The 15,547-nt window shown below is 38.6% G+C and carries 15 protein-coding genes; 2 read left to right on the forward strand and 13 right to left on the reverse strand.

The features are described 5' to 3' along the window. Positions 1-46: 46 nt before the first annotated feature. The 10 genes from recN to nusB form a co-directional block, all read right to left on the reverse strand. Positions 47-1,747 (reverse strand): DNA repair protein RecN, encoded by a 1,701-nt coding sequence (gene recN, locus C9J31_RS14330; protein ID WP_107949426.1) that lies wholly within the window; start codon positions 1,745-1,747, stop codon positions 47-49. 143 nt (positions 1,748-1,890) lie between these two features. Then, on the reverse strand, positions 1,891-2,340 hold the full coding sequence (gene ahrC, locus C9J31_RS14335) for a transcriptional regulator AhrC/ArgR (RefSeq protein WP_107923881.1): 450 nt from the start codon (positions 2,338-2,340) through the stop codon (positions 1,891-1,893). Positions 2,341-2,440: 100 nt separating this feature from the next. Further along, on the reverse strand, positions 2,441-3,259 hold the full coding sequence (locus tag C9J31_RS14340; RefSeq protein WP_107949423.1) for a TlyA family RNA methyltransferase: 819 nt from the start codon (positions 3,257-3,259) through the stop codon (positions 2,441-2,443). Beyond that, entirely contained in the window at positions 3,259-5,160 is a 1,902-nt protein-coding gene (gene dxs / locus C9J31_RS14345) for a 1-deoxy-D-xylulose-5-phosphate synthase (RefSeq protein ID WP_107949422.1), read from the reverse strand. The genes C9J31_RS14340 and dxs overlap by 1 nt, the downstream gene beginning before the upstream one ends. A 164-nt stretch (positions 5,161-5,324) precedes the next feature. Then, the gene (locus C9J31_RS14350) at positions 5,325-6,206 is read right to left on the reverse strand and encodes a polyprenyl synthetase family protein (RefSeq protein WP_107949420.1); all 882 of its coding nucleotides are present in this window, start codon (positions 6,204-6,206) and stop codon (positions 5,325-5,327) included. 3 nt (positions 6,207-6,209) lie between these two features. Beyond that, positions 6,210-6,443 (reverse strand): exodeoxyribonuclease VII small subunit, encoded by a 234-nt coding sequence (gene xseB / locus C9J31_RS14355; RefSeq protein WP_054767489.1) that lies wholly within the window; start codon positions 6,441-6,443, stop codon positions 6,210-6,212. 2 nt (positions 6,444-6,445) lie between these two features. Continuing rightward, entirely contained in the window at positions 6,446-7,798 is a 1,353-nt protein-coding gene (xseA, locus tag C9J31_RS14360; protein ID WP_107949418.1) for an exodeoxyribonuclease VII large subunit, read from the reverse strand. Positions 7,799-7,990: 192 nt separating this feature from the next. Then, positions 7,991-8,806 (reverse strand): undecaprenyl-diphosphate phosphatase, encoded by an 816-nt coding sequence (locus C9J31_RS14365; RefSeq protein ID WP_107949416.1) that lies wholly within the window; start codon positions 8,804-8,806, stop codon positions 7,991-7,993. A 204-nt stretch (positions 8,807-9,010) separates the two neighbouring features. Then, complete coding sequence (gene folD / locus C9J31_RS14370) at positions 9,011-9,877, reverse strand: bifunctional methylenetetrahydrofolate dehydrogenase/methenyltetrahydrofolate cyclohydrolase FolD (RefSeq protein ID WP_107949414.1); 867 nt, start codon at positions 9,875-9,877, stop codon at positions 9,011-9,013. A 34-nt stretch (positions 9,878-9,911) separates the two neighbouring features. Further along, positions 9,912-10,292, reverse strand: a complete 381-nt coding sequence (gene nusB / locus C9J31_RS14375; RefSeq protein ID WP_054767488.1) for a transcription antitermination factor NusB — start codon at positions 10,290-10,292, stop codon at positions 9,912-9,914. 475 nt (positions 10,293-10,767) lie between these two features. On the opposite strand from nusB, the gene C9J31_RS14380 reads away from it, so the two are divergent. Further along, on the forward strand, positions 10,768-11,610 hold the full coding sequence (locus C9J31_RS14380) for a MerR family transcriptional regulator (RefSeq protein ID WP_107923874.1): 843 nt from the start codon (positions 10,768-10,770) through the stop codon (positions 11,608-11,610). Positions 11,611-11,747: 137 nt separating this feature from the next. Beyond that, entirely contained in the window at positions 11,748-12,917 is a 1,170-nt protein-coding gene (locus C9J31_RS14385) for an MFS transporter (RefSeq protein WP_054767487.1), read from the forward strand. 61 nt (positions 12,918-12,978) lie between these two features. Here the strand turns inward: C9J31_RS14385 and C9J31_RS14390 are convergent, their stop codons facing one another. The 3 genes from C9J31_RS14390 to accB all read right to left on the reverse strand — a co-directional run bounded on the left by C9J31_RS14390 (position 12,979) and on the right by accB (position 15,534). Beyond that, complete coding sequence (locus tag C9J31_RS14390) at positions 12,979-13,389, reverse strand: Asp23/Gls24 family envelope stress response protein (protein ID WP_107949413.1); 411 nt, start codon at positions 13,387-13,389, stop codon at positions 12,979-12,981. A gap of 273 nt (positions 13,390-13,662) precedes the next feature. Then, positions 13,663-15,021 (reverse strand): acetyl-CoA carboxylase biotin carboxylase subunit, encoded by a 1,359-nt coding sequence (accC, locus tag C9J31_RS14395; RefSeq protein ID WP_107949411.1) that lies wholly within the window; start codon positions 15,019-15,021, stop codon positions 13,663-13,665. A gap of 15 nt (positions 15,022-15,036) precedes the next feature. Next, positions 15,037-15,534, reverse strand: a complete 498-nt coding sequence (gene accB, locus C9J31_RS14400; RefSeq protein WP_054767485.1) for an acetyl-CoA carboxylase biotin carboxyl carrier protein — start codon at positions 15,532-15,534, stop codon at positions 15,037-15,039. Between the last annotated feature and the right edge of the window lie 13 nt (positions 15,535-15,547).

A 15,547-nucleotide genomic window follows, 5' to 3' on the forward strand; every position in this document is an offset into this window, starting at 1 on the left:
AAATGAAAAAAACCCAGAAACACTTGAAATCGTTTCTGGATTTTTTTTAAATTATGCTACGCATGTGCTTTTTTCGCTCATTGGCCATGTTTAAAAGCTCTGTTGCATGCTGTAAAGTTAAGTCAGTAATTTCTGCACCTGACATCATACGACTTACTTCTTCAATACGAGCATGTGTATCTATTTCTGCCAATGACGTAAAGGTACGATCATGTTCGACTTCTTTTTTTATAAAATAATGATGATCTGCCATTGCAGCCACCTGTGGTAAATGTGAAATACATAAAACTTGCGAATTAATGGAAACGGCAGCAATTTTTTCAGCAATGGCTTGTGCCACTCGACCGCTTACACCAGTATCAACCTCATCAAAAATAATGGATGTTACACCATTGGATGAAGAGAAAATAGTCTTCAACGCGAGCATCATACGCGATAATTCTCCACCAGAGGCAATTTTCGGTAAAAATTTTGGTGGCTCACCAACATTCGTTGAAATATAAAATATAACTTGATCTTTCCCATATGCATCGAAATATGATAATTCATCAAAATTTACAATAAACTTTGCTTTTTCCATATGTAATTCACGTAACTCAGCCATAATGGCTTCACTTAATTCATGTGCAGCTACTTTACGTACATTAGATAGTTCAGCTGCAAAATCATATAAAACCTCTTCCATCTCAAGAACTTTGCGTTCTTTCACCTGTAAAATTTCATCACGATTTAATAGCTCGTTTAGCTCAGTTTTAATTTTTTCATAATAGGCTAAAATATCTTCAACAGTTGCTCCATATTTACGCTTCATGTTTTGTAATAGTGCAAGCCGTTGCTCGACTTCATTTAATCGGGCTGGATCAAATTCTAGTTCATCAAGGACATTTTTCACCTGATAGGCTGCATCCTGCAAAGCATAAAACGCGGTTGTAACCGCTTCAGAAGCCTCTTTAAATTGTTCATCGATGGTTGCCGCATCCTCTAATGCGCCCATTGCATTGCCGATCCAATCCAGGCCCTTTGTTTCGCCTTGGATGGCTTCATAGGCCGCACTAGATCGTTCAAAAATTTTATTGAAATTCATGAGACGGCGACGCTCATCGAGGAGATCGTCTTCCTCACCTAGCTTTAAATTTGCATCCTCTAGCTCCTTCATTTGGAACTGGTACAAATCAATACGCTGTGCCATTAACTGCTCATCAATAGAAATCGATGCCAATTCTTTTTTCAATGCACGATATTCATCATATTGCTTACTGTACTTATCTTGAATTGGTGCAAGCTGGTCCTCAGCAAATTGATCAAGTAAATGAATGTGTTGCTTTTCATCCATTAATTCTTGGTTTTCATGCTGTCCATGAATATCAATAAGACTGGCACCAACATCACGTAAAACAGATAATGGCACAAGCTTGCCATTTACACGACAAATACTTTTTCCGGTGTCATTTAAATCACGACGTAAAATAATGGTATCTTCTTCTATTTCAATACCTGCATCATCTAATTTTTTGTATACAGGGTGTGCAGGACTAGCAATTTGAAATAATCCACCTAACTCTGCTTTTTTAGCGCCATGGCGAATAAATTCTGAATTCCCTCTCCCACCAGCAAGCAAATGCACCGCATCAATAATAATTGATTTTCCTGCTCCTGTTTCACCTGTTAACACCGTTAAACCATCTGAAAAACTGACTGTTAAATCCTCAATGATGGCAAAGTTGCGAATACTAAGCTCTCTTAACACAAAATGTCACCTCTGTATCAAATTCACCCTGTTATTACTAACTGGTGTTACTATTAAGTCTTTCATTTTAAAACGAAGACAGTGGAAAATCAAGCACCCATTCGTTCAACTAACAATTAGGGACCCAGCGATTAAATTTGCAATTATAGCATTTCTAACAAGCGATTTTTTGTATTTTCACGCTCATTTTCATCGCGACAAATGATTAAAATTGTATCATCCCCAGAAATAGTTCCTAAAATTTCTGGCCAATCTAAATGGTCAAGTAGTGACGCAATGGCATTAGCATTACCAGGAAGTGCCTTCATGACTAAAAAATGCGAAGCGCCATCAATGCTGATAAAAGCATCTGCTAATGCTCGGTGTAATTTTTGGACAGGATTGAATCGCTGGTCCGCGGGTAAGCTATATTTATAGCGTCCATCTTGCAATGGCACCTTTACAAGGTGCAGTTCTTTAATATCACGTGATACTGTTGCTTGCGTCACATTATAGCCTGCATCTTTTAAAAAATCGACTAAATCATCTTGTGTTTCAATCTCATGATTGGCAATAATATCCCTAATCCGTATATGTCTTTGGCCTTTATTCATGTCCTTCACCTCTTATAAATAATTAAGTATTTGTATATTTACACTACCATCTAACACATAAAAGCACAAGAAAAAACACGGCTCTACAAGCGAGCACGTGTTATTTTAGTGCACTATGCGCTTCTTCAACGAGTGCATTAAAAGCTGTATACGCAGGAATTTCTTCTGTGGTAATTGGATTCACTAAATGGAATAAAAATTCAATGTTTCCTTCGCCACCCGTGATTGGCGAAAACGATGCATCCTTGACAACAAATCCAACCTCAGTTGCCATTTTAGCAGTCTTTTCTAAGACATCAAGGTGTACCTTTTTATCACGTACAATACCCTTTTTGCCCACATTTTCTTTCCCTGCTTCAAACTGTGGCTTCACAAGCGCCATTACATCACCGCCAGGCATTAATACCGTTTTTAAAACTGGCAAAATTAACGATAATGAAATGAAGCTGACATCTATTGTAGCAAATTCCGGCAATCCTTCTGTTAAATCAGCCGCCGTCGTATAGCGAAAGTTTGTTTTTTCCATAACAGTTACACGTTCATCAGAGCGGATTTTCCATGCAAGCTGATTCGAGCCTACATCAAGTGCATAACAATGTCTTGCACCATTTTGTAAGGCACAATCTGTAAAGCCTCCTGTAGAGGAGCCGATGTCGAGCATCAGCTTACCTTCTACAGACATATCAAAAATTTGTAGTGCTTTTTCTAGTTTCAAGCCACCACGGCTGACATATTTTAAATCAGAACCTTTTACTTGGAGCGGTGCATCAATAGCAATTTTTTCTCCTGCCTTATCAATGCGAATTTCATTGGAAAAGACTAGTCCCGCCATAATAGAGCGTTTCGCCTTTTCGCGTGTTTCACTTAGTCCACGCTCTACAAGTAAAATGTCTACACGTTCTTTTGGTTGTTTTGTCATTATTTATTTAAACCTACTTGCTGTTTTTGTTGTAGTAACACATGCATACGTGCTACTGTATCTTCTGCTGTCATATGGATTTCTGCGAGCAATTGGTCGACGTTACCATGCTCGATAAATTGGTCTGGTATCCCCATGCGATCGATAATGGCATTTAAATAACTATGATCATGCGCAAATTCGAGTACACCGCTACCAAAACCACCTTGTAATACGGCCTCTTCAATCGTAAGCACTGGCATGCGATTCGTTAAAATACGATGTAGCATATCCTCATCCATTGGTTTAATAAATCGTGCATTGACCACTTCTACTTCAATACCTTGTTGCGCTAAAATATTTGCCGCTTCCATCGCCATTGGAATCGTCGTACCAAATGTTAAAATAGCCGCGTCTTTTCCTTCACGTAATACTTCCCAGCTACCAATTGGCAAACTCATTGGTTCATCATCCATCGGCACACCTAAACCATTGCCACGTGGATAGCGAAGCGCAATCGGTCCACCATTATAATCAATAGCAGTTTTCACCATATGCTGCCCTTCATTTTCATCCTTTGGCATCATAATTGTCATATTGGGCATATGGCGTAGGAACGCAATATCAAAGACACCTTGGTGCGTTTCACCATCTGCACCAACTAGGCCAGCACGATCAATACCAATAAAGACATTTAAATTAGGGCGTGCTATATCATGGAGCACTTGATCGTAAGCACGTTGTAAAAACGTTGAATAAATAGCTAAGAAAGGTTTCATTTTCTGTGTAGCAAGTCCTGCCGCCATCGTGGCAGCATGTTGCTCAGCTATCCCTACATCAAAGAAACGTTTAGGGAAATCCTGCTGTATACCTTGTAATTTAGAACCAACTGGCATCGCAGGCGTAATTGTGACAATACGCTCATCTTCATGTGAAATTTTACGAACTGTCTCCGCGATTAAACTACTCCAAGCAGGGCCTCTCGTCTCTGATTTCACAAATGCGCCAGTCTCCATTTTATAAGGACCTGTCCCGTGCCAATTACCAATCGTATCATCTTCAGCCGGCTTGTAGCCTTTGCCCTTTTTCGTAATAACATGCAAAAGTACAGGGCCTTTTACCTTTTTAGCATACGATAACGTCGTTTCAAGTGCTTCAAAATCATGACCATCAATTGGTCCTAAATATTTAAAGCCCAATTCTTCAAAGAACACACCTGATACTACTAAATATTTCAAGCTATCTTTTAAACGTTCCGCGGTTGAAGCAAGCTTACCACCAAGAACAGGGATTTTATTGATTAAGGATTCTAATTCTTCCTTGGCTTTTGAATATTCCTTAGCAGTACGCATACGCCCAAGTACATTATGCAAGGCACCAACATTTGGTGCAATTGACATTTCATTATCATTTAAAATGACAATCATGTTTGTTTTTGCGTGACCGATATGATTTAACGCTTCAAGTGCCATACCGCCTGTTAAGGCGCCGTCCCCAATAATAGGCACAACAAAGTTTTTTTCGTTTTTTATATCACGTGCTGCTGCCATACCCATGGCTGCTGATAATGAAGTCGAGCTATGACCTGTTTCCCATTCATCATGTTCACTCTCCACAAGCTTTGGAAATCCACAAAGCCCTTTGAACTGACGTAATGTATCAAATTGACTAGCGCGACCTGTCAAAATTTTATGCACGTAAGCTTGGTGGCCAACATCCCATAAAAACTTATCTTGTGGACTGTCAAACATTTTATGAAGCATAATCGTTAGCTCCACAACGCCTAGGTTTGGTCCAATATGACCACCTGTGACAGAACATTTTTCGATTAAGAAGGCTCGAATGTCTTTTGCAAGCTGTTCAAGTTCCTTCTTATTTAAGTTTTTTAAAAAGGATGGACTAGAGATCTTGTTTAAATCCACCTTTCTCACACACCTTTTCAATAAATTATTCACCGCAATCGTGTTTCCACCATTATAACAGTGTTATCATTATGCTAAAAGTACGAACACTTTCTTGTTTACACATTGGCAAACGTCCCCACCTATTCTAGCATATTCTTTGCCTATATAGCCTTGTTTTTCTCTTAGTTTTTACGATGAACAATATACGTTGCGAACTCATGTAGTAAGCTTGCATTTACATGTAATTTCTCTAGTGCAGCAATAGCAAGTTGATAATGCTCGTCAAGTTTATCTTTTGCTCCATCTAACGTTAACAATGCCGGATATGTGCTTTTATCACTCGCTACATCTTTCCCTGCTGTTTTACCTAGTTCCTCTGTTGTTCCCTCAATATCTAAAATGTCGTCTTGAATTTGGAAAGCAAGGCCTATATGATGGGCGTATTCCTTTAAAGTTGCACGGTCTTCTTCGGATACATCCGCTAATACGGCCCCTGATTCAATACTAAATCGTAATAATGCACCTGTTTTATTGACATGGACATGCTCAAGCTCTGTTAGGTTTAACTGGCGTTTCTCACCTTCCATGTCCAGTACTTGACCGCCAACCATACCTTCTGCACCAGCTGCTACACTTAACAGATTCACTAGTTCAATTCGTTTTTCCGCAGATAAATCCAGACGCGCTAAAATTCCGAAAGCTAATGTATTTAATGCATCACCTGCAAGTGTGGCAAGTGCCTCACCAAATACCTTATGATTCGTTGGCTTACCTCGACGGAAATCATCATTATCCATACTTGGTAGGTCATCATGAATCAAAGAATACGTATGAATCATTTCAATAACCGCACCTACAGTGAGTCCGTGCTCTTTGTCTTTCGCAAACAATTCTAATACTGCTAATACGAAAAGCGGACGAATGCGCTTGCCTCCTGCTTGTAAAGAATAGAGCATCGATTCCTTTAAATCGGCCGGTGCATCAATTTTTTCAACAAGTGCGAACATTTCAGCTTCTACTTGTGGTGTATTGCTTTCAATAAAATGTTTTAATTGCTCGTTCATTGATTAGTTCTCTCCCTTTAGCGGATCAAATGCTGTCGTTTCTCCTGTTTCTTGAACAATCGAAATTAACTGTTCTTCTGCGTGTTGCAGCTTACTATGGCAAAATTGTGAAAGCTCCATACCTTGCTTATATAAATCAATTGCATTTTCTAATGGTACATCCCCTTGCTCTAACTGACGGACAATTTCCTCCAGTTCCGTCATTGCTTCTGCGAATGTTTGTTGTTTCTTCGCCACATCTATTCCTCCTCATTATTTGGCAAGACATTAGTCACTTCAGCAAGTACTTTCCCATCATGGAAGGAAAGTGTTAGCTGATCTTTCTGCTTTAAGTTAGCTGACGATTTCAACATTTTGTCATCTTTATAAGCAACCGTAAAACCCCTTGTTAAAATAGCAAGTGGATTTAATGCTTCAAGTGTTCGGACAGATGCCTCGAATTGTTGCTTTTGCTTCGTTACAAAATGTGTTGCCGAACGTGTTAGCTGATGGACGCGTGTTGCCAGTTCTTTTTGATGGAATGCTAATGCTTTTTTCGGTGATTGCTGTTCTACAGCACTGTGTAATTTTTGAAGCTGTGCAGCTTTTTTCATTAAGTCAACCTGCATTGCTTTTTGCAAACCCGACTCAAGCTGTGCTAGTTTTTCTGTAAATGGACGATACAATCTCTCCGGCATCGATAGTGGATAAGACTGTTGGAGCTTATTTAGACGTTGTCGTTCTGTCATAAGTTGCGCTCTCACAATTTGATGAAGTTGCGACTTCTGAGCTAGTACACGTTGGAATAATTCCTGCTGATCTGGCACGGCCATTTCAGCCGCTGCTGTTGGTGTGGGTGCCCGCAAATCTGCGACATAATCAGCTATCGTTGTATCGGTTTCATGACCAACTGCACTGATGATGGGTATACGACTTTCAAAGATTGCACGTGCAACCATCTCCTCATTAAATGCCCATAAATCCTCAATGGAACCTCCACCACGACCAACAAGCAATACGTCACAACTTGCATCCCGATTTGCACGTACAATACTTTGGACAATACTTGGAGCGGCCTGTGCTCCTTGCACAAGTGTTGGATAAATCAAAATTTCAGCAAGCGGATATCGACGTTTCAACGTTGTACAAATATCTCGAATCGCCGCTCCCGTTGTGGACGTTAAGATACCAATTTTTTCTGGAAACTTCGGTATCGACTGCTTCCATTCAGTTTTAAAAAGTCCTTCTTTTTGTAACTGTTCCTTAAGTTGGTTATAGGCAACAAATAAGCTGCCGATTCCATCTGGTTGCATTTCCTGCACATATAATTGATATGTACCATAACCTTCGTAAACGTTTACATCTCCTCGGATAAATACCTGCATGCCATCCTTTGGCTCAAAAGCTAGTTTAGATGCTGCTGTTTTAAACATCGTTGCCGCAATACGTGCACCGTCATCCTTCAACGTAAAGTAAATATGCCCTGACTGATGTACCTTGACATTTGATAGCTCTCCCTTGACATAAACCTCACGTAAATGTGGGTCAGCATCAAATTTTCGTTTAATATATTTTGTTAATGCTTTTACAGTTAAATAAGAAGCTGATGACATTTTATTCGGCTCCTTTACTAGAATCAAGTTTTTCACAAAACTACACCTATCATAACATTTTTTATTGTGCCTGACCTGTATAAATGCAGTTTCGTAAGAAAAAAGGCCAGTCTTAAAAGTATATAATAAAAATTTATTGACGAACGAAAAGATAAAGCCACATAACGAGAGTATCGTCATGCGGCAAAGGATTTAATAGAAAATCAACAATAATATACCGACAATAAAACAATAATAGGTAAAGTAACTAAGCTTGCCACTTTTCATAATGCCCATAAACCAGCGCATTGCAAAGTATGTCATAAATAGTGTGGCAATAAATGTCGCTGCATAAGGAATTGCTAAAGCACCTTTATTTGGCTCATCTAAAAAATCTGTAATCCCAAGTACGACGCCACCGAGACTGACTGGGATATAGAGCATGAACGAGAAGCGTAAAGCTGTGTCCTGTCTCATGCCAACTGCAATGGCTGAAATAATCGTTGCACCTGAGCGACTAATACCAGGCGTTAATGCAACAGCTTGACCAAGCCCTACTATAATCGCATCTTTCACACTCAAATCAGCATCCTTCTTCGTACCGCGCATATTACGAATTAACCAAAGTGCAATCCCAGTTACAAATAACATCATAGCAATGGTCGTCATGCTTATATTGTCTGCAATGACATCACTTAATAAAACGCCTAATACACCAGCTGGAATGGAACCAATAACAATGTATAGAGCAAAGCGAAAATCCGCTTTATATCGTTTCTCATGCGTTTTGATATAAAGGAAAAAATTCGTAATAAGGCGTACTATATCTTCGCGATAAATATAGACAATGGCTAATAATGACGCCGTATTCGTTAAAATCGCAAAAGTAAAGCCTTGATCACCCAAACCAAGAATTTCACTAGCAATGAGGACATGACCACTTGACGATACGGGAATTGGCTCCGTGAATCCTTGGACAAGTCCAATAATAATATGCTTCAAAATAAGCATTATATCTAAATTTTCCATTAATACCCTCCATATTTAGGATGTATTGTATAACGCAAACTTTAAATTAGACGTTGAGTCCGTCTTAAAGGTTCGCACAAAAAAAGAGCATATCTCAATTTATGAGACATGCTCCTTAATTAGTATTTTCATTTCGCCTTTGCTAAACGAACTATTTTTTTGTTTAGTTTTCTAAAAATCGCCAGGGAAGAAAATTCTCACCTGTTATTGTTGTACTTTACTGGCAAGCGTATATTCTGCTGCTTGCACTGTGTTGAAAAGTAACATTGTGATAGTCATTGGCCCTACACCACCTGGTACTGGTGTAATATGTGACGCAATGCCATCCACATCTGAAAAGTTTACGTCACCGCATAGTTTGTTATTTTCATCGCGGTTAATACCAACATCAATAACAACTGCACCTTCTTTGACATGCTCCTTCGTAATAAAGTTTGCACGTCCAACTGCTGTAATTAAAATATCCGCTTGTTTAGTAAATGAAGGTAAATCAGGTGTTTTTGAATGCGTGTATGTCACTGTTGCATCCTTTTGCAATAGCAATTGTCCCATAGGTTTCCCTACGATATGACTACGGCCGACAATGACCGCATGCTTTCCTGCAATTTCAATTCCTGAATATTCAAGAAGCTTCATAACACCAAACGGCGTACATGGTAAAAAAGTTTCTTGGCCAAGCATCATTTTCCCAACACTTACTGGTGAGAAGCCATCTACGTCTTTTTCAACAGCGATTGTCGCAATAACCGTATCCTCATCAATATGTTTTGGTAGTGGTAATTGTACTAAAATACCGTGAATATCTTCACGTTCATTTAATAATTCGATTTGCGCTAGTAATTCTTCTTGCGTAGTTGTTTCTGGTAATTTTACTAGTTCAGAAAACATACCAATTGCTTCACAAGACTTTTGCTTGTTTTTAACATATGTAGCAGAAGCTTGGTTGTCCCCAACTAATACAACCGCTAAGCCTGGTGTTAATCCTTGTTCTTTTAAACGAGCTACGCGCTCTGCTACAGAATTACGAATTTCTTGACCAATTTCTTTACCATTAATAATTGCACTTGACATAAACCTATGTTACTCCTTCCAATACAACACGTTTTTATTGTTCTGTAAATTTAGAAAGTACGCCATTAACAAATTTCGACGATCCCTCGTCGCCAAATGTTTTGCATAACTCGATTGCTTCGTTAAGTACTACTCTTTTTGGTGTTTCTGGCATGTATAAAAGTTCATATACAGCTAAACGTAACACTGTTCTTTCAATTTTCGGTAGACGGGCAAGTGACCACTTTTCTAGATGCTGCGCAAGGGCCGCATCGATTTCCTCCAAATTTTCAGCTGTTCCATTTGCAATCTTTTCGTAGAAAGCATTTGTCGGTTGACCTTTAATATGTCCCATTGCTTCTTCGACTGTTAGATCGGTATTGTCTAGCTGAAACAAAACTTGCAACGCTTTTTCGCGTGCTTCATGTCGTTTCATGTAAAGCTCTCCTTCTTAAGTGGCATTAAGGTTTATAATAGCATAAATTCGTGTGAGAAACACGATTTCAAGCAAGTTTTCAATAATCTGAAACCTTTTTCAAGCAACTTTCTGCTTATTTTAACTTTCTTAATCAATGGTTTTTTGTGCAAAACGGAAACGACAGCGACAAATTGTTTTTTGTGCGAAAGTAAATCGACAGCAATAGATGTTTTTTGTGTAAAAAGGAAACACCAAAGACAAATGTTTTTTGCACAATAAGAAAGCGACAGCGTCAGATGTTATGCACGTGGTGTAGCTTAGCGACTGCCGCAATGTCATTGTAAGCTTGTGTAAAAATGATAGGGCTAGCCATATTTTTTTAAATACCTTGAATGTTATAATAAAAACGATTCAATTCTAGCTTTAGAGGTGTTTATCGTCATCATGAAGTAAAGAATTAGAAATTTCTTTTCTACTGCTAGGGAGGCTATCTATGAAAGAACATTATTATACAATTGGAGAGGTAGCAAAATTATCCAATCTTTCTGTCCAAACACTTCGCTACTATGATCAAATAAATTTATTTAAACCTGCTTATACAGATAACTCTAGTAATTACCGCTATTATAAAGATGATCAGATTTTTTACTTAGATCTCATTAAATCGCTTAAGTATATCGGTACATCACTTGAAGACATAAAAAAAGCACTTATGCTGACACCAGAAGAACTACTCGTTTTTTTAGAACAAAAAGAGCAACGTCTAGAAGAAAAAATTTCCCGATTAAATGAAGTAAAATATACCCTTCTAAAAACAAAAAAACAAATGCAAGAGCAAATTGATATTCCTGTCTTTGGTGAGGTTTATACGCAGTTAGAAGAAGATATGGCAATTTTACAAGTTACAACCAACGAACTAACACCGACATCTAGCACAAATTCGTACTACAGTACATTAACCAAAATCATCGAAAATGAAGGGAGTGTGCTAAATAGTCGTTACGGTTGCAGCTATCCACTTGCCAACTACATAGATGTAAATGATATTATTTATGATGCCATATTTACACCCCTACTAACCGAGCGAACCTTTTCTAAACTTTCGACTGACGTAAAACAAACAGTTGTACCCGCTGGCATTTATGTATGTATTGCCTTTATCTATCACCCCGAAACGTATTTTTCATATTATGAAAAACTTAAAAATTATGTAGATTCACAAAAAAAAGCGTTCGAATCCACTGTATATGAACTATATATGCCGGCTACATTAATAGCAGAGCAAGAAAAAAAGTTTATCGTTGAATTGAAAATTAGGCAAAAATCCCTCAACTAATGTCATTTCCTTCTTTTTTTGAAACAAATCTTTTGACCCTATAGCTACTATAGGGTTTATTGTAATACTTGAAAATATTCTAGTAGATTGGATTTTTGGTATCTTATGTAACGTGAAATGTTGAAGGAGTAAAGAAAATGAACAAGAAACAAATCTTAACGTTAACTATTTTGTTAACTAATCTATTTATCGCCTTTTTAGGCATCGGTCTAGTTATTCCTGTCTTACCAACAATTATGAACGAGCTTAATATTACAGGGTCTGTCGTCGGCTATATGGTTGCAGCATTTGCGATTACACAGCTTATTGTTTCACCAATTGCAGGTAGACTCGTAGACCGCATTGGTCGGAAAGTTATGATCGTTGCAGGTCTTTTTGTTTTTGGACTTTCTGAGCTATTATTCGGGATGGGCCGTACCATTGAAGTGTTATTTATATCGCGTATGCTTGGTGGTGTAAGTGCGGCATTTATTATGCCAGCGGTCACAGCGTACATTGCTGATATTACAACAATGGCCCAACGTCCCAAGGCTCTTGGCTATATGAGTGCTGCCATTAGTACCGGCTTTATTATTGGACCAGGAATCGGTGGCTTTTTAGCGGAATATGGTACCCGAGTACCATTCTACGCTGCAGGTATACTTGGTTTCTTAGCAGCCATCTTATCATTGACATTGCTAAAAGAACCAACACGAGCAGCCGATGATACTGAAGCTGCAAGTTCTATTTTTGGTAGTGCAAAACGTATAATTAGCCCTTTATATTTCATCGCCTTCATGATAATTTTTGTACTATCATTTGGCCTTGCTGCGTTTGAATCTTTATTTAGTTTGTTCGTAGATCATAAGTTTGGATTCACACCTAAAGATATTGCAATTATTATTACTGGTAGTGGCATTATTGGGGCACTTGCACAGCTTTTATTATTTGATTGGCTGACAAAAAAAATGGGCGAAATTAACGTTATTCGCTACTCACTTGTTTTATCGGCTATCCTTACTTTTGCCATGACCATCGTAAATCATTATGCTGCAATATTATTTGTAACTTTCTTTATTTTTGTCGGCTTTGATTTAATACGCCCTGCCGCTACTTCTTATTTATCAAAAATCGCAGGAAATGAACAGGGCTTTGTAGGTGGTATGAACTCCATGTTTACCAGTCTCGGCAATATTTTCGGTCCCATTTTAGGTGGCATGTTGTTCGACATTAATTTAAACTATCCGTATTACTTTGCAACAATTGTATTAGTTGTCGGGGTGATACTTGCATTTTTCTGGAAAAAACCGAATCATGTTGAACTTTAAATTATTATTAAGTTAACAGAAAACGAGGCTATCTCAAAATTTTGAGATAACCTCGTTTTTCTTATTCTTGTACAGCCACTTCTTCTTTTTCAAAATGAATGCCTGTAATATGTACATTCACTTCTGCTGTTTCAAGTGCAGTCATATTTAAAATCGCTTGGCGAATTTGCGTTTGCACGTCCTTTGCCACTTTAGGAATTGCATAACCATATTTTACAGAGCAAAATACATCAATGGCAATTTCACCACTTTCAGTGACGCCAGATTTGATGCCCTTGTTGTGTACTTTTTTACCAAAGCGTTCTACAACGCCTGTTGCAATATTACCACGTGTTGCTGCGATACCTTCTACCTCGCTAACAGCAATCCCAGCGACAATTTCAATTACTTCCGCCGCTACCTCAATTTTACCAAGTTCCTCTTTACCAGATGGTGTTGGTTGTACAAAAGATTGTCCTACTTTCTCTGCCATGCAAATATCATCCTTTCCCTTACACATCGCAAGCAAATGCTGTTGTTACGTTTATTATACTATAAAAAGGAAGGTTTGGCTTTGGAAAGCCGTTATAATTTCAAAGTAGTCAACTCTATGGAAGGTTCATATCGATATTTTCAAAAAGTTAGGCGATAAATTCCCATACATGCTCGATAAATCAAGAAACAATAGCTATTAAATATAAAAATGTCTCGATAAATCATGAAAAGCGAAGAAATCATAAGGATTTCTTCGCCTTTGTATGAACGATTATTTGCTTGTCCCTAATACGTCGTTTTCTTCTAGGAATTTCGTGTTGAATTTCGCAGATTTGAAGACGTCGTTATTCATTAATGCTTCATGGAACGGAATGGTTGTATTGATACCAGGACCAGAAACTTCAAATTCCCCTAGTGCACGATTCATTTTCGCAATTGCTTCCTCACGCGTATCTGCATGAACGATTAGCTTCGCTACCATTGAATCATAGTATGGAGGGATTGTATAACCGGCATATACAGCAGAGTCAATACGTACACCATAACCACCTGGAGTGATGTAAGTATCTACAGTACCCGCTGATGGCATAAAGTTTTTGTATGCATTTTCTGCGTTAATGCGGCATTCAATTGCCCAACCGTTTAATTTAATATCTTCTTGTGCAAATGGTAGTTTTTCACCAGATGCAATTTTCAATTGTTGTTGAACAAGATCGACACCAGAAATCATTTCTGTTACTGGGTGTTCTACTTGAATACGTGTGTTCATTTCCATGAAGTAGAACTTGTCTTCTTGGTAATCATAGATGAACTCGATTGTACCAGCACCTTCATAATTACATGCTTGTGCTGCTTTCACCGCTGCTGCACCCATTTCAGCACGACGTTCAGAAGATAGTGCAGGAGATGGGGCTTCCTCAACTAATTTCTGCATACGACGTTGAACTGTACAGTCACGTTCGCCTAAGTGTACAACATTACCGTGACCATCCGCTAACACTTGAATTTCACAGTGACGGAAGTATTCAATGAATTTTTCTAGATATACGCCTGGGTTGCCGAATGCTGCAGCAGCCTCTTTTTGCGTAATGTCGATACCTTTTACAAGGTCTTCTTCCGTACGAGCTACACGGATCCCTTTACCGCCACCACCAGCTGTTGCTTTGATGATAACTGGGTAACCAATTTTAGCAGCCCACTCTTTACCTGTTTCGATATCTGGCACAATACCAGTACCGGGCACAAGTGGAACCCCTGCTGCTTCCATTGTTGTACGCGCAACGTCTTTAATCCCCATAATTTTGATAGAATCAGATGAAGGACCAATGAATTTAATGCCTGCGTTTTCACATGCTTCAGCGAAGTCAGCGTTTTCAGATACGAAACCGTAACCTGGGTGGATACCGTCTGCACCTGTTTTCTCTGCTACACTCAGTAAAGCTGGGAAGCTAAGATATGAATCTTTTGATAGTTTAGGACCGATGCAATAAGCTTCGTCCGCTAATTTCACATGTAATGCTTCTACGTCTGCTTCAGAGTATACGGCAACTGATTTGATACCAAGCTCTTTACAAGCACGAATGATTCGTACAGCGATTTCGCCGCGGTTTGCAATTAAAACTTTTTTCATGGTTGTGAACACTCCTTACTCAGCTTTTACAAGGAATAATGGTTGACCGTATTCTACTAATTCGCCATCTTTTACAAGTACTTCAACGATTTCGCCTTTAACTTCTGCTTCGATTTCGTTGAATAGTTTCATAGCTTCTACGATACATACAATCGCTTCGTCGCCCACTTTGTCGCCCACTTGTACATAAGCTGGAGATTCTGGATTTGGAGCTGCATAGAAAGTACCAACCATTGGAGATACGATTTTATGTAACGAAGAGTCGTTGTTTGTTGGTGCTACTGGAGCTTCTTCAACTTTTGCTGGGGTTGCTGGTGCCGCTTGAGTTGCTGCTGGTGCAGTTTGTTGTACAACAGGAGCTGCAACTTCTTTCTTAGGTGCTACAGTTTCAGTAACAACAACACCATTCTTTTTTAATTTAACTTTTGCGCCATCTACTTCATAAACGAACTCGTCAATTGAAGAAGAATCTACTAATTTAATAATTTCACGAATTTCTTGAATTTTGAACATGTCTAAGTCTCCT

The organism is Lysinibacillus parviboronicapiens (genome assembly GCF_003049605.2).
Taxonomy (GTDB): Bacteria; Bacillota; Bacilli; order Bacillales_A; family Planococcaceae; genus Lysinibacillus; species Lysinibacillus parviboronicapiens.